19 protein-coding genes and 1 riboswitch are annotated in these 21,001 nt (G+C 51.7%); of the genes, 18 read left to right on the top strand and 1 reads right to left on the bottom strand.

Going from position 1 to position 21,001, the window contains the following annotated elements; genetic code table 11:
- The first annotated feature begins 1 nt into the window (after position 1).
- The 16 genes from PUR_RS08240 (at position 2) to PUR_RS08315 (ending at position 16,545) form a co-directional block, all read left to right on the top strand.
- Positions 2-1,237, top strand: coding sequence for a DUF58 domain-containing protein (locus tag PUR_RS08240; RefSeq protein ID WP_179034830.1), 1,236 nt, complete (start codon positions 2-4; stop codon positions 1,235-1,237).
- A 2-nt stretch (positions 1,238-1,239) separates the two neighbouring features.
- Positions 1,240-3,471: a transglutaminase TgpA family protein gene (locus PUR_RS08245; RefSeq protein WP_179034831.1), complete on the top strand. Its 2,232-nt coding sequence runs from the start codon at positions 1,240-1,242 to the stop codon at positions 3,469-3,471.
- A gap of 90 nt (positions 3,472-3,561) precedes the next feature.
- Positions 3,562-4,089 (top strand): YqeG family HAD IIIA-type phosphatase, encoded by a 528-nt coding sequence (locus tag PUR_RS08250; protein ID WP_179034832.1) that lies wholly within the window; start codon positions 3,562-3,564, stop codon positions 4,087-4,089.
- The gene (gene yqeH, locus PUR_RS08255) at positions 4,086-5,213 is read left to right on the top strand and encodes a ribosome biogenesis GTPase YqeH (protein ID WP_179034833.1); all 1,128 of its coding nucleotides are present in this window, start codon (positions 4,086-4,088) and stop codon (positions 5,211-5,213) included. Before PUR_RS08250 ends, yqeH begins: the two co-directional genes overlap by 4 nt.
- Before the next feature lie 16 nt (positions 5,214-5,229).
- Positions 5,230-6,102 carry a shikimate dehydrogenase gene (locus PUR_RS08260; RefSeq protein WP_179034834.1) on the top strand — a complete coding sequence of 291 codons (873 nt, stop codon included), beginning with the start codon at positions 5,230-5,232 and terminating at the stop codon, positions 6,100-6,102.
- Between the two features lie 75 nt (positions 6,103-6,177).
- Positions 6,178-6,471 carry a ribosome assembly RNA-binding protein YhbY gene (gene yhbY / locus PUR_RS08265; RefSeq protein ID WP_179037806.1) on the top strand — a complete coding sequence of 98 codons (294 nt, stop codon included), beginning with the start codon at positions 6,178-6,180 and terminating at the stop codon, positions 6,469-6,471.
- Positions 6,472-6,676: 205 nt separating this feature from the next.
- Positions 6,677-7,279 carry a nicotinate-nucleotide adenylyltransferase gene (locus tag PUR_RS08270; protein WP_179034835.1) on the top strand — a complete coding sequence of 201 codons (603 nt, stop codon included), beginning with the start codon at positions 6,677-6,679 and terminating at the stop codon, positions 7,277-7,279.
- On the top strand, positions 7,251-7,829 hold the full coding sequence (gene yqeK, locus PUR_RS08275; RefSeq protein ID WP_179034836.1) for a bis(5'-nucleosyl)-tetraphosphatase (symmetrical) YqeK: 579 nt from the start codon (positions 7,251-7,253) through the stop codon (positions 7,827-7,829). The genes PUR_RS08270 and yqeK overlap by 29 nt, the downstream gene beginning before the upstream one ends.
- The gene (gene rsfS, locus PUR_RS08280; protein WP_124694844.1) at positions 7,826-8,173 is read left to right on the top strand and encodes a ribosome silencing factor; all 348 of its coding nucleotides are present in this window, start codon (positions 7,826-7,828) and stop codon (positions 8,171-8,173) included. Before yqeK ends, rsfS begins: the two co-directional genes overlap by 4 nt.
- Positions 8,170-9,108 (top strand): CvfB family protein, encoded by a 939-nt coding sequence (locus PUR_RS08285; RefSeq protein WP_179034837.1) that lies wholly within the window; start codon positions 8,170-8,172, stop codon positions 9,106-9,108. The genes rsfS and PUR_RS08285 overlap by 4 nt, the downstream gene beginning before the upstream one ends.
- 28 nt (positions 9,109-9,136) lie before the next feature.
- The gene (locus tag PUR_RS08290; protein WP_179034838.1) at positions 9,137-9,907 is read left to right on the top strand and encodes a class I SAM-dependent DNA methyltransferase; all 771 of its coding nucleotides are present in this window, start codon (positions 9,137-9,139) and stop codon (positions 9,905-9,907) included.
- 370 nt (positions 9,908-10,277) lie between these two features.
- On the top strand, positions 10,278-11,420 hold the full coding sequence (locus tag PUR_RS08295) for a fused response regulator/phosphatase (RefSeq protein ID WP_179034839.1): 1,143 nt from the start codon (positions 10,278-10,280) through the stop codon (positions 11,418-11,420).
- A 28-nt stretch (positions 11,421-11,448) separates the two neighbouring features.
- Positions 11,449-11,532: riboswitch (cyclic di-GMP riboswitch) on the top strand.
- A 101-nt stretch (positions 11,533-11,633) separates the two neighbouring features.
- Positions 11,634-13,685 carry a FapA family protein gene (locus PUR_RS08300; protein ID WP_179034840.1) on the top strand — a complete coding sequence of 684 codons (2,052 nt, stop codon included), beginning with the start codon at positions 11,634-11,636 and terminating at the stop codon, positions 13,683-13,685.
- Between the two features lie 10 nt (positions 13,686-13,695).
- Entirely contained in the window at positions 13,696-14,007 is a 312-nt protein-coding gene (locus tag PUR_RS08305) for an STAS domain-containing protein (RefSeq protein ID WP_179034841.1), read from the top strand.
- 145 nt (positions 14,008-14,152) lie between these two features.
- Positions 14,153-14,446 carry a DUF5317 family protein gene (locus tag PUR_RS08310; protein WP_179037807.1) on the top strand — a complete coding sequence of 98 codons (294 nt, stop codon included), beginning with the start codon at positions 14,153-14,155 and terminating at the stop codon, positions 14,444-14,446.
- Positions 14,443-16,545 carry an HD domain-containing phosphohydrolase gene (locus tag PUR_RS08315; protein WP_179034842.1) on the top strand — a complete coding sequence of 701 codons (2,103 nt, stop codon included), beginning with the start codon at positions 14,443-14,445 and terminating at the stop codon, positions 16,543-16,545. Before PUR_RS08310 ends, PUR_RS08315 begins: the two co-directional genes overlap by 4 nt.
- Positions 16,546-16,673: 128 nt before the next feature.
- Here the strand turns inward: PUR_RS08315 and PUR_RS08320 are convergent, their stop codons facing one another.
- Positions 16,674-17,630: an ArsR/SmtB family transcription factor gene (locus PUR_RS08320; protein ID WP_179034843.1), complete on the bottom strand. Its 957-nt coding sequence runs from the start codon at positions 17,628-17,630 to the stop codon at positions 16,674-16,676.
- Between the two features lie 294 nt (positions 17,631-17,924).
- Here PUR_RS08320 and arfA point away from each other — a divergent pair, with 294 nt between their 5' ends.
- Positions 17,925-19,439 (top strand): arabinosylfuranosidase ArfA, encoded by a 1,515-nt coding sequence (arfA, locus tag PUR_RS08325; RefSeq protein ID WP_179034844.1) that lies wholly within the window; start codon positions 17,925-17,927, stop codon positions 19,437-19,439.
- A 106-nt stretch (positions 19,440-19,545) separates the two neighbouring features.
- Positions 19,546-20,931 (top strand): ABC transporter substrate-binding protein, encoded by a 1,386-nt coding sequence (locus PUR_RS08330; RefSeq protein ID WP_232101766.1) that lies wholly within the window; start codon positions 19,546-19,548, stop codon positions 20,929-20,931.
- Positions 20,932-21,001 lie beyond the last annotated feature (70 nt).

Consider the following 21,001-nt stretch of genomic DNA (forward strand, 5'->3'; position numbering starts at 1 on the left):
TATGAGACGCTATTTGTCCGCAGCCGCCGTGAGGCTCCCGGCGAAGCTGGCCGGCATCTTCGCGGTTTGGTGTGTTACTCTGTTGTATGTGCTGTTTCAAGGCGGCAAAACGTCGTTTATGCTGTTCACTATGGTTTCGGTGCTGCTGGCGTATTTGCTCGCCGGCGGTTTTGCCGGAGTGCGCAGAGCGCGGGGCGCCCGTACCCTGTCCGGAGATGGAGACAAGCTGGATGTGCTGCATGCGGGCGGGCATCTGCGGGTCAAGCTTGAAATCGCGCTTCCGGGCTTTTTGCCCCTGCCCTTTATCATTGTCCGCGAAATGCTCAAAAGGCATAACGGAGAGTCGTGGGTCTTCGAGGAGAGCGTTGTTCCGAACTTCAGGGGGCGGGGAGAGCTCAAATTCCAGACGCCTCCTTTGGAACGGGGCCGTTATACTTTTTCCGATACGGAGGTTGCCAGCGAGGATATTTTCGGGCTGGTCGAGCACAGAGGAACCTTTCTGGCTCAGGGACAGTTCAGGGTGCTTCCGCGCATCGTCCATATCCCCAGATGGATGCTGTATGAGCGGAATTCCCGTCTTTCCGGACCCCAGGCTTCGCTGTCCCCGTCCCGCCGGGAGACGACGCAAATCAACGGCGTCCGCGATTACGTCTACGGCGACCGCATGAGCCGGATTCACTGGAATGCGACAGCCAAGACGGGAGCATGGAAATCCAAAGAGTTTGAACATGAATCCTTGCCCAAAACGATGCTTATTCTCGACGGAACCTCATCCGCTTATTCCTCATCCGCGCAATTTGAGCTTGCCGTGTCTACGGTGGCTTCGCTTCTCGGCTACGGGATCCGGGAACGGATCGGCATCGGAATGTGCTGCCTCGACAGGAACACCAAAGTGTTCGCTCCCGCCGAAAGCGGGACGGAGAGGCAGAAGATGGTTCAATACCTCATCGATATCAACGGCGAGGGGAAAGGGCCGCTTGTTCCGAGACTGGAAAAGAGCAGCCGGATGTTTCCCAAAGGCGCCTATTTCGTATTGATCAGCCCGCAGACCGGCGAGAATGTGCTGAGAACGCTGCGCTGGGCCGAGGGCATGGGAATGACTCCCTGCCATATTCAAGTCCAGAATCCGCCCGGTATGCGCCGCGGCGACTGGCAGGATGAGCTGCAATCCCACGGCGTCATCGGGTACAAGGTGAGCGCGCTTCATGAGCTGCCGGGCGCGCTGGGAGGGAACTGAGGATGAAGAACTGGTGGAACCTTCTGAAATCGTCATGGCATCATTCCTTAAGTCTGCTTTGGATATTAATCATAGCGCTTCAGTGGCTTTCCTTTACTGATCCGATCTGGCTGCAGCAGACCAGCGCCGCAGTGCTGATCTCGCTAACGATAGCGGCGGGTATTGAAATTCTGCTTCCGTTTTCCGTCTTCTACCGGATTTTGCTTGAAGCGGCCGCTGTTCTGTACACCGTATACCGGACCGTTCAATATTACGGCCTTTTCATCCCTTATCCTTCGGATTCGCTCGGCGAACGGCTGCCCGGAATATTTTCGCAGATGACGCCGTATCTCTGGTTCGCGCTGGTTGCCTGGGCCCTTATGCTGTCGGCCTCTCTCCTGGTGACGACCAAGAGCCGCATTCTGCTGTTTATCGGGATGAACATCGCCGCTTTCGCTGCGCTGGATTCGTTCACGCCTTCGGTGCTGTGGCAGGAAGTTGCATGGACGGTGTTCGCCGGGCTGGGCTGGCTTGTCAGCAATCATTTGAAGAGCTTTCAGCGGCGCTATCCAAGAAGCTGGAAGTATCTGCTCGATTATCCGCTGAAAATAGCGGTCAATATCGCCGTTATTTTTGCGCTGGTCATTCTTACCGGCGTCAATGCGCCGACGGTTAAGCCTACGCTGACAGATCCTTATACAGCCTGGAGGGAGTGGAACGGCTCCGGTCCGCCGCAAAACAAAAGCGCCGCAAAGGCCGGAACCGGAACAAGCGGCACGGGGGCGGCAGGAACGGCTTCCGGCTACAGTCTCAATGATTCCAATCTCGGAGGCGGCTTCGCCTTCGATTACTCTCCGGTGATGTCGGTCACTTCGGATTCGCGCATTTATATGCGCGGAGAGACAAGAAGCGTCTACTCCGGCAGAGGCTGGAGCGACAATATCCGCAGCAGGCAAAACGGCCTGGAGCCGGCGGAGGCGGGACAGACCCTGGAGAACGATTATGCCGCTGCCACCGAGACCCAGGAGCTGCAATATACCGTCCGAATGCTGGGCAACAACCGGTATCCGGTGCTGTTCGGCGCCTATTCCATTTCCAAGATCGAATCGATTGACGGGGAAAAAGAGGCGCAGGGCATATTGTGGCGAAGCCGGGACGGAGAACTGGTCATCAACGGGTCAAGCTCTTCCGCGTACCCCAAAACGTATGTACTGACTTCCGAGCTGCCCGTCGTTCCGGTCGAAGAGCTGAGCTCCAAGACGTTCTCAGAGCTTTACGGCGGAAAGGATATTTCGAACCAGTTTCTGCAGCTTCCGGACAATTTCCCTGAAAATGTGCGGAGGCTGGCTGAGGAAGTTACGGCAACTGCGCAGACTCCGTATGAAAAGACGCTGCTTCTGCAACAATACTTACAACAAACGTTTCCTTATACGAATGAACCCGACCTTTCCCGCAAAAAAAGCAGGGATTTTGTGGAAAGCTTTCTGTTTGAAATCAAAGAGGGCTACTGCGATTATTATTCCACCGCTCTCGTGACCATGGCCCGTTCGCTGAATATTCCGGCCCGCTGGGTCAAAGGCTATGCGCCCGGCGAGCAGGCCCAGCTTCCCGATAGCCTTGCGCTGCGGAATGGGCAGACTGTTAACAATAACTACACGATCACCAATGCAGACGCCCATTCTTGGGCCGAGGTATACTTCGGGGACTACGGGTGGATTCCGGTGGAGGCGACACCCGGCTTCAATGCTCCAATGCTGACGCAAAGCGAGTCCGATCCGGAGCCGGAGGCTTCCGAGCCTCCCGGCGGGAACACGCAGGATCCAGAGCAGGCTGCCGGTCAGGACGCTAATGAGAACAGCTTGTCCGCAAGAACGTGGACTGTTGCCGCAGCAGCTGTCATCGTTGCGGGTTGGACGGCGTACCTGATGTGGAATCACCGGTTCAATCTTCGCTTCCTGCTGCAGCGAATGCGCAGCGGACGGCCGCTGACTCCGGCCGAGAAGATCGTGGCCGAGACGGAGCGCTGGGTTGCGTTTATGCGCCGAAAAGGCTTTGCCAGAGAGAAGCATGAGACGTTGAGGGAATCGGTCTTCCGCTGGAGCGGCGAGCGTCCCGGAGCTTCGGCTGCGCTTGTGGCACTGCTCGGCTGGTTCGAGAAGGCGAAGTACAGCCCGGAAGTAATTGAAGACAAAGATTGGCAGTCGGTGTATACTGAAGCTTTGCGGCTGCGTAAAAATCTGATGCGGGCGAATTGAGTGCAGGCGGTGTGGATTTCCCCGTCCAACAGTCATTTCCGAAGCGTAAAGATTATGATATAGTTTGTCGTATGAAATCGAGGTGAACGTATGTTTGAAATGCTTGTCCCCAGACTGCGGGTGAATACGGTGTTCGATATTGATCTCGAGGATCTGTATTCGAAGGGTTACCGGGGCATCATTACCGATCTGGACAACACGCTGGTGGGCGCCAAGGCGCCACTGGCCACGCCGGAGCTGCTGAAGTGGTTCGAGAAGGTGAAGCAGCTCGGCTTTAAGCTGGTGATCGTATCCAACAATAATATGGACCGCGTTTCGCGGTTTGCGACGCCGCTGAACATCGAATTCGTCCATGGAGCGCGCAAGCCGACCAACGCGCCCTTCCGCAAGGCTATGAAGCTGATGGACCTTGCGCCGGAAAGCACGATCGTGGTCGGCGACCAAATGCTGACGGATGTATATGGAGGCAACCGACTGGGGCTGTATACCGTCCTGGTTCTGCCGATTTCTCCGGAGGACGAGGGAATTGGCACACGCATCAACCGCCGTGTGGAACGGATCGCGCTGACCAGATTGCGCAAACAAGGATTGTGGCATGAGGAGGAACAACACGAATGAACGAACAGATCGAACCGCAGCGTCCCGTCAGCTGCAGCGGCTGCGGTGTTAAACTGCAGACGGACAACCGGGACCGGCCCGGATACCTGCCGGAGGCGGCTTATGACCGGGAGCCCGTCGTTTGCCAGCGGTGCTTCCGCATCAAAAATTATAACGAGGTCTCCTCAGTTTCAGTGGATCAGGACGAATTTCTTCGCCTGCTCTCCGGCATCGGAGAGAAGAACGCGCTTGTCGTCCACATCGTCGATCTGTTCGACTTTGAGGGCAGTCTGATTTCGGGACTGCAGCGGTTCGTCGGCAGCAATCCGGTCATTCTGGCCGTGAACAAATGCGATTTGCTGCCAAAGGTGACCAACTGGAACAAGCTGCGCAACTGGGTCCAGCAGCGCAGCAAGGAGCTTGGACTGAAGACGGAGGAAATCGTGCTATGCAGCGCCAAGCGCGGACAAGGCTTCGACCGGCTGCTGGCTTCGGTGTCTTCGCTGCGCGGCCGCCGCGACGTATTTGTTGTGGGCGCGACCAACGTAGGCAAGTCCACGCTGATCAACCGGCTCATCTCAGACTATAGCGATCTGGAGCAGGAGTTGACGACGTCCCGGTATCCCGGAACGACGCTTGACAGCGTCAAGATTCCTCTTGACGACGGTCATCACATCATCGACACACCGGGGATCGTCTATCCTTGGCGCTATAGCGAGCTGGTTGAGCGGCGGGATTTGGATGCGGTTATGCCCGCGAAGCCGCTAAAACCGGCGGTGTACCAATTAAACGCGGGACAGACGCTCTTTTTCGGCGGGTTGGGCCGGTTTGATTTCGTGCAGGGCGAGCATCAATCGTTCACCTGCTTCATCAGCGGCAGCTTGAATATTCACCGCACCAAGCTGGAGCGGGCTGACGATCTGTACCGGGATCACCGCGGCGAAATGCTGTCCCCCCCGGCAAAAGACGATGTCGATAAACTTCCCTCCTGGCAGCGGCATGAATTCAGAATTGCCAGAGGAAGCCGCAGCGATGTATTTATTTCCGGTCTTGGCTGGATAAAAATGAACGGAACCGAAGGCGCGGTTGTGGCTGTCCATGTCCCGCGGGGCGTGAAAGTGCTGGTTCGCCCTTCGCTGATTTAATTGAAGGAGGACGCTCATGACAGTTACAGCTGCCGCCTGGCCTTCGCCAAGCGGAAATATTCTATTAGGGGTTATAGGCTCGCCCATTTCACATTCCAAATCGCCGGTTATGCATACGGCAGGCTTGAACGCGCTTGGAATTCAAGGGGCCTATGTGCCTTTACATGTAGCTCAAGGTAAAGTGGGAGAGACGATCCAGGCGATCCGTACGCTGAATTTCCGGGGCATAAACGTGACTCTTCCGCACAAATTGGCGGTCATCGAACACCTCGACAGAGTGGACCGAGCTGCGGAAGCCATCGGCGCCGTAAATACCATTGTTAACGACAACGGCATTTTGACCGGTTACAATACGGATGGAATAGGGTATGTGCGTTCTCTGAAATCGGAGGCGGTCTCCGAGCTTTCCGGAAAGAGAATTATGATTATCGGCGCGGGCGGCGCGTCAAGAGGCATTGTCGACGCGCTGCTTCAGGAAAGCCCTTCAGCGGTGATTATAGTGAACCGCGACGAGGAGAAGGCCAAAAGGCTTGCGGAAGACTGGAAGAGCCGCGGCGATATCAAAGGCATTGGATTGGACCAGATCGGGCGATACATCGGCGGTACGGACATATTGATTAACACGACTTCGGTAGGGATGCATCCCCATACCGGCGATATGCCGATAGATCCGGATATCATTCCGGAGGGAATCGTCGTCAGCGATCTGATCTACAACCCGCTTCATACCCGTCTGCTGCTGGAAAGCCGCAGCAGACGGGGCTGCACCATTCACGGAGGCGTGGGCATGTTCATCTATCAGGGAGCTTACGCTCTGGAATATTGGACGGGAATGCCCGCTCCGGTCGATGTGATGCGCGAGGCGCTGATGAACAGTCTCGGTGTCTGACAAAGCGACATGAAGCAAATAAAATAATGGATTTTCGGGTAATAATAGTTGATAAATAAGGAGTATGCATACATGATGTTAACCGGCAAACAAAAGCGCTATCTTCGCTCGCTTGCCCATCACCTCGATCCAGTGTTTCAGGTCGGGAAGGGCGGCGTTAACGAGCATCTGATCCGTCATATCGAGGAGGCGATTGAAAAGCGCGAGCTGATGAAAATCAGCGTGCTGAACAACTGCGCCGAGGATCCGAAGGAGATAGGCACCGAGCTTGCGGAGCAGTCCGGCTCCGAGCTTGTACAGGTCATTGGAAAGACGATCATTCTGTACAAGGAATCGCGTGACAACAAAACGATCGAACTGCCTCGCTGAAGTCGGGCGTCTGAATAAGCGGGTGTGACGCAACCGCATTCTTTGAAATATCAGAAAGTATAAGCTTCGCGCTTATCCTTAACCTGATATTTTTACGAGAAACGGATGCCTTCCTCTTCCAGAGGACGGCGAAGCCGTTTCTTCTTGGCTGGCAGTCTTGTTGAGAAGGCCGCCGCAAGGAGCTATTTTGCAGGGAGGTGGGGGCGTGAAGGTCGGCATTATGGGCGGAACCTTCGATCCCATTCATATCGGCCATATGCTGGCTGCGGAGACGGCCAGGGATGCCTTCGGGCTGGAACAGGTATGGTTTATGCCTTCGCATATCCCGCCGCATAAGCATGCTGCAGGCGTTTCCGGCCGAGAAAGGCTAGAACTAGTGCGCGAGGCGATCAAGAACGACGAATCTTTCCGCATCCTCGATTGGGAGATTGTGCGCGGAGGAGTATCGTATACGATCGAAACGGTGCGGCAGCTGCAGGAGCGTTATCCGTCCGAGGATTTTTACTTTATTATCGGCGCGGATATGGTGCGGTATTTGCCTAAATGGAGGGAAATCGACGAACTGGCCCGCCGGCTTTTCTTCATCGGAGTGGGCAGGCCGGGGGTTCCCCTTGACCTTGAGCTGCTCCCCGTTCATATCGCCGAGAGGGTGCTGCTGGCGGACATGCCGATGGTCGATATCTCTTCCACGATGATCCGGGAGCGGGCCTCAGGCGGGAAATCGATCCGGTATATGGTGCCGGAAGCGGTATACGACTACGTGCAAAGGGGGAATTTGTATGGAGTACAGCCGCGAAGCGTTGATTAAATCGGTATCCACGCAGATGCCGGAGAAACGTTGGAAGCATACGCTGGGCGTTATGGAAACGGCGGTAAAGCTGGCCAAAAAGTATGGCGGAGATCCGGAGCGCGCCGAGCTGGCGGCGACTTTGCATGATGTGGCGAAATATTGGCCGGTCGAACGGCAGCGCGGGATTATTGAGCAAAACCATCTTTCGCCGGAACTGCTGTCCTATGACAAGCAGCTGTGGCATGCGGAGGTGGGGGCCTTCGTCGCGGAGACGGAGTATGGCATCAAGGATGCGGAAGTGCTTGACGCCATCCGCTATCATACCTCAGGCCGGGAAGGCATGACCCTGATGGACAAAATCGTCTGTCTGGCCGATTACATTGAGCCCGGCCGCGATTTTCCCGGTGTTGACCGTATCCGCAAGCTGGCGAAATCCAGTCTGGAGGCGGGGCTTGTCGCTGGATTCGATTCCACGATCAGTCTGCTGCTGGAGAAACGGAAGATTGTGTTTCCGCTTACGGTAATGGCAAGAAACGATCTAGTAAGAGTATTGGAGGAAAATGAATGACCATACAATCCCAAGAACTGCTGCGGCTCGCGCTGAACGCAGTCGAAGATAAAAAAGCGATGAACGTCGTTGCCCTCGATTTGCGGGGCATTTCGCTGATCAGCGATTTTTTCATTATTTGTCACGGTAATTCTGACACCCAGGTTCAAGCTATCGCTACCGAGGTTCGCAAGGTTGCCCAGGAAGCTGGAGCCTTGATCCGGGGAATCGAAGGAATGGATTCCGCGCGCTGGGTGCTGATGGATTTGGGCGATGTAGTCGTCCATATCTTCCACCGGGACGAGCGCGAATATTATAATATCGAGCGTTTGTGGTCCGACGCGAAGGTAGTGGAACACGTATGAGCCTGATCGCCGGAACGATCATGACGCTGGAAGTGGCGCGGGAAGTTTCTCCCTACGGTTATTTTTTGAACGCGGGCGACCAGGATGTGCTGCTGCATTACACGGAGCTTACGGAGAAAATTAAGCCGGGCGACCACATCGAAGTATTCCTGTTCTTCGATACTGAAGACCGCCTCGCGGCGACGATGAAGAAACCGTATCTTACGCTTGGAGAGCTGGCCTTGCTGGAAGTGGCGGACGTTCACCCCCGGCTGGGATGCTTCTTGGAAATGGGGCTTGGCCGCCAACTGCTTCTGCCCATCCGCGAGCTCCCTGAACTGAAGGAGCTGCATCCCCAGGTAGGCGACCGTGTATTCGTCATTATGGAGCATGACAAGCAGGGGCGGCTGCGGGCCAAGCTTGCGGGCGAACAGGAGCTTGCTCCGCTGACATTCCCGGCGCCTACGAGCTGGAAGGGCCAGTGGATGAAGGCCCGGGTGTACAAGCCGCTTCAAATGGGCACTTTCGTCATTGTGGACGGAGGCGTTCTGGGCTTTGGCGCCATCGGTATGATCCATTCCTCCGAACGGCCTAGGCTGCTTCGCTTAGGTGAGGAGTTTGAAGCCCGGGTGGCGCACATCCGGGAGGACGGGCGAATCAATCTGTCCATGGCCCAGCGCAAGGAAGTGGGAATGGATATCGACTCCGAGAAGATTCTGGAGTTCCTGAAGAACCGCCCGGGCGGAGGAATGCCCTATTCGGATGCGACGCCGCCGGATATCATCAAACAGCGTTTCGGAATCAGCAAGGCGGCGTTCAAGCGCGCGCTCGGCAAGCTGATGAAGGAAGGTCTCATCACCCAGAAGGAGAGCTGGACGTATCTGGTACAGGCAGAGAAGGCCGATCCGGCTTCCGGTAAACAGGGCGGCGAAAGCCGCGGAAACTCTGCCGAATAAGACGGCAATGGAAAGAGCGGTGTGGTGAGTGTCCTCCTATGGAAAATTTGCTTATGTCTACGATGAACTGATGGCCGATATGCCGTATCCGCAGTGGCTAGCTTTTGCCGAGACCGCCTGGGAGCGGCTCGGAAAGCCGAAGACCGTGGCCGAGCTGGGCTGCGGCACCGGCAGCCTCACGATTCCGCTGGCCGAGGCGGGATATCATATGACGGGAATTGACCTTTCATCGGATATGCTTGCCGTGGCGCGGCAGAAGATGGAGGAACTCCCCCGCGGCCGCCGGTTTATACGGGAGGGAAGCGTGCAGTGGATCAGACAGGACATGAGGGAATGGGAGCTTCCGGAACCGGTGGACTCCGTGATTTCCTTTTGCGATAGTCTGAATTATGTATTGGAAGAGAACGGGATCGCGTCGGTCTTCAAACGCACTTACGATGGATTGAAGCCGGGCGGCAGCTTTCTGTTCGATGTGCATCATCCAAACACGCTGATCAGCTATGCGGAGGAGCAGCCTTTTGTGATGGAGGAGTCTTCCGTAGCGTACATTTGGACCTGTGAGCTGGATGCGCCGAGGCGGGAGATTGAGCATCATTTATCCATCTTCGTGAGCGAAGAGCCGGGGAGCGACCGGTATCGCCGGTTTGAGGAAGTGCATATTCAGCGGGCGTATGATCCGGAGTGGATGGCGGAAGAGCTGCGGAGAGCCGGCTTCAGCCAGGTGCGGATGTATGCCGATTTTAAATGGATTTCTGCCGGAAATGATGCGCAGCGGCTGTTCTATGTGGCTGTGAAGTGAACGTTCCGGACAATTTCACAGTAGTTATCAATAGCGGTTCTTTTCCCGTTCGGGAGAGGAGCCGCTTTTTGTCGTTGGTTAAGGAATCGGCCTCACCGTCCTGGAAGGAGCAATCGGAGTCTGCCGAGGATATAGCGAATCTCAAAAATCAAACCTTCGCGCATTTGAAACACTCCTTCTCGTTGGGTTTGGCAGACGAAGTTAGTGTGCGCTCGCAGCGGCAAAACTATGCGAATATATGAAAACCCGCGAAGCTAGGCTTGGTTTGGCTAAGAGAATTTTATCTCAAATAAAATATAAAAGATTTTACTATAAATAAATTTTAATATCATGTCGAAGATATAATTAACATACCTTGAGGAGCAGCGTTATGAGTATATTAATTGTCGATGATTCCAATTTTAATCTCCTTTATATCAGGAATGTGTTAGTTGGAGCAGGCTACAACAATATTCAGACTGTAAGCTCTGCTCATGAAGCTTTTAAGATACTTGGAATTGCAGATGGAAACGTCCCTCGCCGGCCGGCGCCTGTGGCCCTCATACTGCTGGATATTGAGATGCCCGAAATGGATGGGATTGCGGCATGCAAAATCATTAAAGAACATCCTATTTACTCGGATTTACCCGTTATTTTTTTGACAGGCAAGCGCGGTCACTTAAAGGAAGCCTTCAATGCTGGCGGGACAGACTTTATTGAAAGAGGTCGACCCGAGTACGAGCTTCTGGCAAGGGTGAAATCCGCCCTTCATTTAAAAAGGGAAACCGACATTCGTAAGAATAGAGAGAACCGGCTGCGCAAGGAACTTCAATTGGCTAAGCATTTGCAAAAAAGCGTCCTGAGCTCTCCGATTGATGACCGGAATCTTCAGATTAACGCAAAATATATCCAGTCTGAAGAAGTATCGGGCGATATGTTCTTTTGGACGCGGATCGATGATCAGAAATATGGCGTGCTATTGATGGATGTGTCCGGTCACGGCCTATCCTCGGCGCTGATCAGCATGTCCGTACGCTCGCTGCTGGAAGAAGTTATTGTACGTCTGGTAGAACCGAGTTTGGTTTGCGAAGAATTGAACAAGCTGCTGCTCAATTTGTTCAAAAACAGCAAGCATACGGTATACTTCACCGCTATTTACCTATTAATCGATTACCACGCCAACCTCATTGAGTACTTTAATGCAGGTCATCCTCCGGGGGTGATATTCACGAACGAGGGAGAACCCTTTCATCTTGAGGTTACTACAATCCCGATTGGCATTAAAAAGGAAATAAACAGTGCAAAAAAGTCTTGGCTGATTCAAAAGCCGTCCAAGGTCCTGCTGTATACGGACGGATTGGTCGAAATCCCCGGCTCGTCCATCAAACAAGGAATTCTGCAGCTGGAGGAGCATGCAATGGCTGTACAAAATCTGCCGAATGCACGATTTTTGGATGAGATTGAGGGCTTTGTGACCCATAACAGGGATGATGTCTGCATCATTTCCGTTCATTTGAAATCAAGGGAACCATAACAGCTCATGTCATTGGCTTTGTACAATTAACTGAAAAAGGCAAACCCATTCGAAAGATGGGGACGCAAAGCCACGGGCCTAAAGTGAACAAGATGGCAGCCGGGTTCCCGAAAGGATAATTTACAAGATAAGACTATCCTTTTCGGATAGTCTTTTTTCTTTCGTTGGCACGGTTTGCGGGATAGCAGGCATGCGCAGAAAGGTGGGGGCAATATGGAGCGGAGTATCCTTTCAAAAGGAAGAACGGTCTCGGAAGCGGTCAAGCTTGCCTTGGATTTGCTCGGCGCTTCCAAAGAACAAGTGAATTTAGAAATTATCGAGCAAGGGTCCAAAGGATTGCTGGGAATCAAGTCCAAGCCTGCTGTCGTACGGGCCGTCCTTGCATCGCCATCGCCTCCCGCGAGAGAACCGGAAGATATCATTAACGGGCTGCTTCTAAGCATCGGGGTGGATGAGCAGCCAATCCGTCTTGGTCAGGCTTCACCTGTTCAGGATAAACCCGGCCCTGCTTCAAATATCGGAAAGGTCTGGGTGGAAGACGGACAGATCAAGGCGCTTGCGGCGCCTGATAATTATCCGCTGATCAGTCCCCTCAAGCACGTGAAAATAATGAAAAATGGAATTCCGGTTGAAAAAACCGTGCTTGTAACGGAACACGATCATATTACCGCCGAACTGATAGACGAGCTGATCGAACCCGTCTTCAAGATTACAGCAGATGATCCGTTTATGGAGGTGACCATTCAGGTCCAACCCGGCTACCGGTTGCTTCGGAGCTTGCGGGATTCCGAGCCCAGCAGCCATGCTATTCTGGAGTTGGAAGAATTAGCAATCCCCCATCCCATTGAGACTGGCGAGGTGCTGAAGCTGTTGAGGGAGATGGGAGTAGTTCAAGGAATTAATCATGAAAAAATAATGGATGCATGCAATACGTCAATTCCCGGCTCATACCTCATTGCGGAAGGGCAGTGGCCCATAGAAGGAAAAGATGGAAGCTTTGAAATGACGTTTGATACCAGCGCCAGATTCGTTAAGCCGAAGCGGCGGAAGGATGGGACTGTCGACTACCGGGAGATTAAAGAGTTTCCGACAGTTAACGAGGGGCAAGTGCTCGGTTATGTCATGCCGCCGGTTCCCGGTGTGCCGGGGATCAATGTCAAAGGTGAACCGGTACCGCCTTCTCCGATCCATGAAGTAATACCGGTTGAGGGTCGGGGTACCGTTTGGACCGACAATGGTTCGCAGGTGGTCGCCATAATGTCCGGCATGCCCCAGGTTCACCAGCAGGGCACCCGAATCCGCGTGTCGATCCTCCCTTTATTGATGCATGCGGGGGATGTGAACATGGAGACCGGAAATATTCATTTCCAGGGAAATGTCGAAATTACCGGTTCGGTTCAGGACAATATGAAGGTCGAAACCAGCGGCAGTGTTGTTGTCCATGGCAACGTGAATATGGCGAATATTAACGCATCGCAATCGCTTATTGTGCATGCGAACCTGATTTCCGGCAAGATCACGATTGGAAAGGGAAACCTGCTGAACGCGGAAATGGAGCCGCTGCTGAAGGAGATTGCTGATAAAATCGGTTTTTTGAAGGTTGCTGTCGATCAAATCAGCCATGCGGCTGCATTTAAAATGACGGATTTCAAGACTTCCGGCTTCCGTCATTTATTGAATGTTCTGTTAAAGGGAAAGTTCAAAGTGCTGAATAACGTGCTGGTCCAATTAGCTGAGAAGATTGACTCGAACAAGGCGCATCTGGAGGAGGACTGGATCAATTATTCCCAAGAGCTCAAGAGCGGTTTTTTGAATCCATTAAGCAGCCAATTCCGGGGACTTGAGGATCTGGAGCGATTTAGGCAAAAAACGGAGTACCTGCATTCCGTCGTGGAAGCTCCTTCGGAGAACAATGTATTTGCCAAATTCAATTACTCCCACAGCAGCCACATCTACTGCGGCGGAGATCTCAGCGTAAGTAAAGGCTGTTATAACAGTATGGTTTATTGCCAGGGCTTTATGGAGATTTTCGGGTTTCTCAGGGGTGGCGTTTACTTTGCCAACAAAGGATTGATCGTTAACGAAGCCGGAACACCGGGAAGCATCGGAACCAAGCTTCACGTCCCTGAAGGCTCGTCCATCAAAATCCGCAAAGCCTTCGAAGGAACCGTAGTCCAAATCGGCAAGAGGTCTATTCAACTCACCGAAGAAAGCGAGCATCTCCATGCAAGACTTGATCATGATGGGAATTTGATTCTGAAATAGGGGTGATTACATGTTCTCATATCAAATGATAACGGACAAAGAAAAAGCTCTCGTAATATGTAAGGGAGATATCGACATTGATGCGAGTGAAATTATTGAGGAGGATATTCAGCCGGCCGTATCGGGACATGAATCGGTGATCTTCGATTTTGAGAAAATCTACTTTGTGGATTCGTCCGGCATCGGACTGATGATCAAGCTTGTAAACGATCTGCAAAAGGAAGGGCGGAAAGTTCGGATCGAACGGATCAGACCGGAAGTAATGGAGGTATTCGAACTCCTTCAAATGGACGAAATCCTGGGTAAGGAAACTTTTGAGTAAACGAGGTTGAAGCTGCATCCCGGTTTTTCGGGAAATTAATATAAAGGTATATTTTCAATGGATATGCCAAACGGCTTAGTGGGAGGGGTTACGGCATGAAAAAACGTGTTCTTCGCATCATGTACGGTGCGGCTGTCATTGCGGCATTGGCTTTGGCGGCTGTCTTTTAAATATTACGGCTCTGTCTTTTAATGGGGGAAAGATGCCCGTATCGTCAACGGCTCTGCGGCTGGCGGGACTGGATCATCTGGGTGATTACAGCTTGTCTTCCCGTCACCGGAGTATGGATGAAAGCCATTTGCAATGGATTGGAGACTGGATACCGTTTATTACACCAGTGGGCACGAATTATGTGCTGAGTCCGGGGGATGTGATCGTAGGCATCGGTCTGATCGCATTGTTGATTGGTATTTCTAAATGGAGAGAACACCTAAAATGAGAGAGAAAAACGGATTTACACTGCTGCTCTATACCGCAGGCCTGCTGGGCTTCATCTATATCATTCTGAATACGGACCATATTCATATAGCTGATTCCATTCCTGTTGTTCTGCTCATCATCTTAATGGATTTATTTCCGGTCAAGATGCTGAGCGGGGATGACTTCAGCGGGGGGATTATAGGCTTCATGATCCTGCTGCTCGGATTCGGAGTGGAAACAGCGTTAATGGGGATTTATTTAAGCACTGCAATTTACTTCTTGAAGTCCTCGCGGTGGAAGGCGAGCAATATTCCATTTTTCCGTTTTATTTCTACCGTAGGCATGTACGCGTTGTGCATGACGATTACATATATTTCAATCCGTTATCTTGGAAATGCTTCAGTGTATATTAAATCCGCTTTGGGAGCCTTGATTTTTGAAACTTTGAATATCCTGTTAATTGCCGGCATTTACAAGACGGTGTCGGGTACGAACTTTCTGGAGAATGTGCATTTTAAGATAAAAGAAACGGTAACTCCCGTATTGCTCTGTACGGTTATCGTTCCGTACTTTTTGATCCATATCTCTGAGAACCAGATTGTTTACGAGACGGTCTATACGTCATTTTTCCTCATTTTCATTATTCTTTTCTCCCGCGGCTTTCTGCGGGAAGCCAAGCTGAGGAAGAGTTCGTCGGAGGAGTTTATCCGTCTTTGTGAGTTCAGGCAATCCAGGCCTTCGCATGGGCACGGTTCAAGGCTGGGGATCATTGCGGAGTATGTACTCAGCAAAAAAGGCTATACCGGGAGAAATAAAAGCGAACTGCTGATGTCGGCGATTCTTCATGATATCGGTAAAGTTCTTGTCTCTTCCCATGTATTGAACAAGCGAGGTGCGCTGTCTTTATCCGAGGAGAAGGAATACCAGTCCCATAGCGAAAAAGGCGCCGAAATCATTCTCAATATTACCGGAAACAAAGAGGTCGCGGACTGGATCAGGTATCATCATGAACGCTATGACGGCAAGGGCTATCCAAGCGGCTTGAAGGGCGGCGAAATCCCCCTCGGCTCAAGAATAATCGCGCTGTGCAATGAGCTTGATCATTTAATGCTGCAATACACGAATGATGAACATGTGTTTCAGAAAGTTCGGGAATTATCCGGAAAGGCGCTTGATCCGATACTGGTCAACGTTCTTGACGCAGCCGCGATCAGAAGCATCCGCAGTCAGTTCGTTTATCATGAAGTACATGAGGAATCCGGGAATGAAGCGGAGTACAGCGGCAGCGCCGGGGAAGCGTTTATCGGGAACACGAATTTGTTCAAGTATTTTGCCGAGGAACAACGGCTCAGCGGCGCGCCGACAATGGATTTGGCCCATCAAATTGCACACCTTGCAGAGCATTCGCTTCAAACCGGCCATACCTTTCATGAAGTCCTTCAAGAGAACGGCAAAACATACGAGACTCATTTCTATCCCGAGCAGAGCCAGGTTTCAATCGTGATGACCGATATTACGGCTGCCATACGGTACCGGGATATGCTACATGAGAATATGATGCGGTCGTATAAAGACGTCATCGAAACCCTCTCGAATAACAAAGTGAATATTTGCTTAACCAAAGAGGAAGTCAACGACCAATTGGGGACCTTTATTGCTTCTATGGATGTGAACAATAAAGCGGATGTGGGATTAAGCCGCTCCTTTGTTGCCGGTTACTATACGGACCAGCAGGATGCCAAAAGATTAATGCATATTAAGCTGGCGGTTTCCGAGGGAGTTACCAATCTCATCAAGCATGCCGTCGGCGGGGAAATATCTTTGTACGATAAGCAGGGGACTTTACAAATTTTCATTACGGACCGGGGATCGGGGATTCCTTTGCACGAGCTGCCGAAAACGGTGCTAATACCGGGCTACAGCAGCAAGCGTTCACTTGGCAAAGGCTTTGCGCTTATCCATGCTTCCACAGATCATATATCCCTTCATACGAACGGCAAGGGCACCTCACTGCTGCTTGAATTCAACCGGATTTTCAGCGGAAGCGGAGCTGCAGCAAGCGGGCAGGATAACCAGTTAACCATATCTTCCCCCAACCAGGCGGCATTCAACTTATAATGTAGGCCTTTCCCCGAATCGGCATCCGAGCCCAATCCAGCCGCTTCCTCCCAAAACCAACGCTCCTAGACGGACGAATATCCCGTTTTCAGGAGCGTTGCCCCTATAAAAAGAGTTCGAAGTTGACGTTATTCCGTTGCAGCTTCGCTAGTACCGCGTTTAATCTCTTTGACCTCGTGGACATCGTACAGCACGCGGGCGAGAAGATCCTGACTGTAATTGCCAAAATGCTTGCCGTATATTGTCAGCCCGCGCTTATTGGCCGGCTTGTCGGTAACGGCGATGCGGAAGGTCAGCTCGCTTTTGTAATCGAGCTTGATGTCGTCCAGAGTGACATCCGAAATGCGGCAGCCGTCGATAAAGCTTCCTTCATTGTTGATGCGGATCAGCTTCAGCATCCCGTATTGATTCAAATGAGGAGGCCACCAATCGGGGTTGAATGTGCCCCGCATATCGCCGAAATCGCCCGGACTGGTCCAGAAGCCGAGTTCGACGCCGTTGAGGTAAAAATAAATGTCCGAAGGATAATTATCGGAATAGCCGGGGGCTTCCGATCCAAGCTCGAGCGAGAATTGAATCTCGCGGAAGCTCTGGTTGGCTTTCAAATAGTTCGGAATCCGGTATTCCAGAAAGCCATCGGCTATCCAGACGATCTCCGAATGAATCCGCTGCGGATCGGCGAAATAACGGGGCTCGTCAAAATCTCCGATAATACTGTCTTTGGTCGCCAGACCGCAGGTTGGAACGGCCGCATAGTTGCTATAGTGCCCCACCTGAATCTCCACCTCATACAGATTGTCGACATCCTTGCTACGGAGATCGACCATCAGCCGGTCCTTGTTCAAATAACAAACCTTTTGGATGCCATGCTTGCCGACCGAGGTATTGATTTCAATTAAACCGCTTTCTTCCAGCTTTTTAATGTGCATGGTGATTGCGCCGTTGCTCAGATTCAGCCGTTTGGCGATTTCATTTAGGTTCAGTTCCTGATTGGAGGCAAGCATCCCTATAATTTGGATTCGTATTTCGGAGCTCAGCGCTTTGAAGATATCAATGCCGCTCATTAAATCTTTAATGTAGATCATATTAGCTACCTTCTTCCAGTGGCTTTGTACCAATTTTAAATAATTATAAACTAATTTGAGATTGAAGGAAATATTATATTCATATTGAATTAAAGCAAAATTTGCAATAACCTAAAAAAAATATTGAATTTGGACCTATCCCGCCGTTTTTTTATTTACTTTTAGGTAAATATAAAACGTTTTATATTTATTTGTTTACACTCAATCTTATATGTGTTATTTTATAACTGTAAGCGAATACATTCAAATGTTTTTTAACCAATTCATAATAATACAAAATGGAAGGTGATCATTTTGTCGTCGGACGTACCAAAAGCTGCGCTAATCGTGGATAAGTCATTTGTCATTGCCGAGGTCGACAAGCGTATTTACGGATCGTTTATAGAGCATTTAGGCCGTGCGGTGTATGGCGGGATTTACGAGCCGGGTCATGCCTCTGCGGATGAACGTGGCTTTAGAAATGACGTTAAGTCTCTGGTTGAAGTACTTGATGTGCCGATAATCCGTTATCCGGGCGGAAATTTCGTATCCGGTTACAATTGGGAGGATGGCGTAGGACCTGTCGAACAGCGGCCGAAACGTCTGGAGCTGGCCTGGAGAACGATTGAGCTTAACGAGGTCGGTACAAATGAATTCATGGACTGGGCGAGGGAAGTAGGCTCGGAAGTCATGATGGCTGTCAATCTCGGGACGCGCGGAGTCGATGCTGCGCGCAATCTGCTGGAATACTGCAATCACCCTGGGGGAACATACTGGAGCGATCTCCGCCGCAAGCACGGTTACGAGAAGCCACATAAAATCAAGACCTGGTGTCTCGGCAACGAGATGGACGGTCCTTGGCAAATTGGGCAAAAGACGGCGGCCGAATACGGCAGATTGGCCTACGAGACGGCAAAAGCGATGCGGCTGGTCGATCCGGACATCGAATTGGTCTCCTGCGGAAGCTCAAGCTCGGCGATGCAGACCTTCCCGGAATGGGAAGCGGTTTCGCTGGAACATACGTACGATGTCGCCGATTATGTATCGCTGCACCAATACTACGGCAACCGGGACAATGACTCGGCGAATTTCCTCGCCCGCACGATGGATCTGGAACATTTTATCCATACCGTAACTTCGACCTGTGATTACATAAAAGCCAAGAAGCGGAGCAAGAAGACCATGTACCTCAGTGTGGACGAATGGAACGTCTGGTACCATTCCAATGATTCGGACGCCAAGCTTGAGCCTTGGACAATCGGACCGCCGCAGCTTGAGGACATTTACAACTTCGAGGATGCCCTGCTTGTCGGCGGAATGCTGATCACCTTCCTGAAGCACGCGGATCGGGTGAAAATGGCTTGTCTTGCCCAGCTTGTCAACGTTATCGCCCCGATTATGACCGAAAAAGGCGGCGTTTCTTGGAAACAGACGATTTTCTATCCGTATCTGCACGCTTCCAAGTACGGCCGCGGCGTATCGCTCCAGCCGATTGTGAAATCGCCGAAATACGACGCGCAGGATTATACCGATGTTCCTTATCTGGACAGTGCCATTGTATATAACGAGGAAGCCGAAGAATTGACGATATTCGCGATCAACCGGCATTTGGAAGACGAGCTTGATTTAACCTGCGATATCCGGGGATTTGAGGGCTACTCCCTTACAGAGCATATCGTGCTTCATCACGATGATTTGAAAGCGGTTAACAGTGCGGCTGGCGAGCGGGTCTTACCCAGAAGAGCCAAAGGAACGGAGTACCGGGACGGGTTCGTGACAACGCGGCTGCAAAAGGCATCTTGGAATGTTATCCGGCTTCGGAAGTCGTAAAACGGCAGCTTTGATCGGTAGTCAGAACTGTATAACGGAGCGGAATCCGATACGTTGCGGTTCTTTCTATAAATGCATTAATCGATATTCCTTGGGAGGGGTTAAAGTGTCAAAGAAAAAGGGTTGGGTTACACTGGTTTCTCTTATGCTGCTGCTATCCACAATTCTTACGGCATGCGGCGGCAATTCCGCCGACTCGGGAAGCTCCGGAAATACCGGCTCTGCGGATTCCGCGTCATCGACGGATTCCGGGGGCAGCAAAGAAAAGATTGAGATTTCCATATCCACCTGGGGTGCTTCCGATGAAGTAGCCGTATTCAAAGAAGTGTTGAAAGGCTTTGAGGCTGCTAATCCTAATGTCAAGGTAAAGCTGCTCCATATCCCCAATGATTACTCCACCAAGATGAATACGATGATTTCCGGCGGCACGGCACCCGATGTCCTGTTCGTATCCGACGGCGATTTTCCCCGCTGGGTCAAGCAGGGGGCATTTCTTAACATTAATGACAGAGTTACGGGCAGTGAAAAAATCAAATTGGATGATATGTGGGAAACTGGGCTGAACCGCTATAAATTCGATGGAACCAAAACCGGTTCGGGAGACTTCTACGCTCTCCCCAAAGACGTCGGTCCGACCGTTATGTTCTATAACAAAGATCTTTTCGATAAATACGGCGTTCCGTACCCCAGCGCAGACAAGCCGATGAACTGGAATGAATCGCTTGCGCTGTGGCAGAAGCTGACCATCGATACTAATAATGACGGCAAGACGGATATTTACGGTTCCGGCCCGATTTGGTGGGAAGGCTACGTCTGGTCCAACGGAGGCAAAATTCTGAGCGACGACCGCAAGGAATTTGTACTGAACCAGCCGGAAGGCGCCGAAGCTTTGCAGTTTATTTACGATCTGACGAATAAATACAAAGTCGTACCTGATGCCCGTGTGCTGCAATCGATGAACGACGGCCAAATGTTCGAAGCCGGCAAGCTTGCGACCATTACGGCTGGACGCTGGATGGTTCCGACCTACCGCAAGCTCAAATTCAATTGGGACGTAGCTCCGATTCCGGCCAGCAAGGAGCAATATCAATGGAATACCGGCTGGTCGGGCTCGGTCGGATTCGGCATCAACGCCAAGACGAAGCATCCGGACGAAGCGTTTAAACTGATTGAGTGGTTCTCCGGCATCGACGGACAAACCAAAATGACGGAGCTCGGCTTTCAAATTCCAAACTTCAAATCGATGTCCAACACCGACGTATTCCTGCAAAAGGGACAGAAACCGGAACATGCCGAAGTGTTTATCAATGCGGCTAAGGGTGAAGGTCCCGGAATTTGGACCTATCTCCCGAACGGCAAATGGAGCGACACGATGAATCAAGCACTCGGAACGTTCTGGAAAGGAAAAGAGACCGCACAGGAATTTCTTGATAAATTGAAACCTCAGGTCGATGCCGCCTTGAAACAGGGGAACCCGGAGCTGTTCAAGTAATCAAGTCATCGGAGTATTGCGGCTGATCCAGGAAAAGTGAATACTACAGAACCGCACTGCGCGATACCCA

This window comes from Paenibacillus sp. URB8-2, from assembly GCF_013393385.1.
Classification (GTDB): Bacteria; Bacillota; Bacilli; order Paenibacillales; family Paenibacillaceae; genus Paenibacillus_AQ.

Excerpts from the sequence above, each read along its gene's own strand:
- PUR_RS08240 (WP_179034830.1), top strand. The coding sequence starts at position 2 with ATGAGACGCTATTTGTCCGCAGCCGCCGTGAGGCTCCCGGCGAAGCTG.
- PUR_RS08245 (WP_179034831.1), top strand. The coding sequence starts at position 1,240 with ATGAAGAACTGGTGGAACCTTCTGAAATCGTCATGGCATCATTCCTTA.
- PUR_RS08250 (WP_179034832.1), top strand. The coding sequence starts at position 3,562 with ATGTTTGAAATGCTTGTCCCCAGACTGCGGGTGAATACGGTGTTCGAT.
- yqeH (WP_179034833.1), top strand. The coding sequence starts at position 4,086 with ATGAACGAACAGATCGAACCGCAGCGTCCCGTCAGCTGCAGCGGCTGC.
- PUR_RS08260 (WP_179034834.1), top strand. The coding sequence starts at position 5,230 with ATGACAGTTACAGCTGCCGCCTGGCCTTCGCCAAGCGGAAATATTCTA.
- yhbY (WP_179037806.1), top strand. The coding sequence starts at position 6,178 with ATGTTAACCGGCAAACAAAAGCGCTATCTTCGCTCGCTTGCCCATCAC.
- yqeK (WP_179034836.1), top strand. The coding sequence starts at position 7,251 with ATGGAGTACAGCCGCGAAGCGTTGATTAAATCGGTATCCACGCAGATG.
- rsfS (WP_124694844.1), top strand. The coding sequence starts at position 7,826 with ATGACCATACAATCCCAAGAACTGCTGCGGCTCGCGCTGAACGCAGTC.
- PUR_RS08285 (WP_179034837.1), top strand. The coding sequence starts at position 8,170 with ATGAGCCTGATCGCCGGAACGATCATGACGCTGGAAGTGGCGCGGGAA.
- PUR_RS08295 (WP_179034839.1), top strand. The coding sequence starts at position 10,278 with ATGAGTATATTAATTGTCGATGATTCCAATTTTAATCTCCTTTATATC.
- PUR_RS08300 (WP_179034840.1), top strand. The coding sequence starts at position 11,634 with ATGGAGCGGAGTATCCTTTCAAAAGGAAGAACGGTCTCGGAAGCGGTC.
- PUR_RS08305 (WP_179034841.1), top strand. The coding sequence starts at position 13,696 with ATGTTCTCATATCAAATGATAACGGACAAAGAAAAAGCTCTCGTAATA.
- PUR_RS08315 (WP_179034842.1), top strand. The coding sequence starts at position 14,443 with ATGAGAGAGAAAAACGGATTTACACTGCTGCTCTATACCGCAGGCCTG.
- PUR_RS08320 (WP_179034843.1), bottom strand. The coding sequence starts at position 17,630 with ATGATCTACATTAAAGATTTAATGAGCGGCATTGATATCTTCAAAGCG.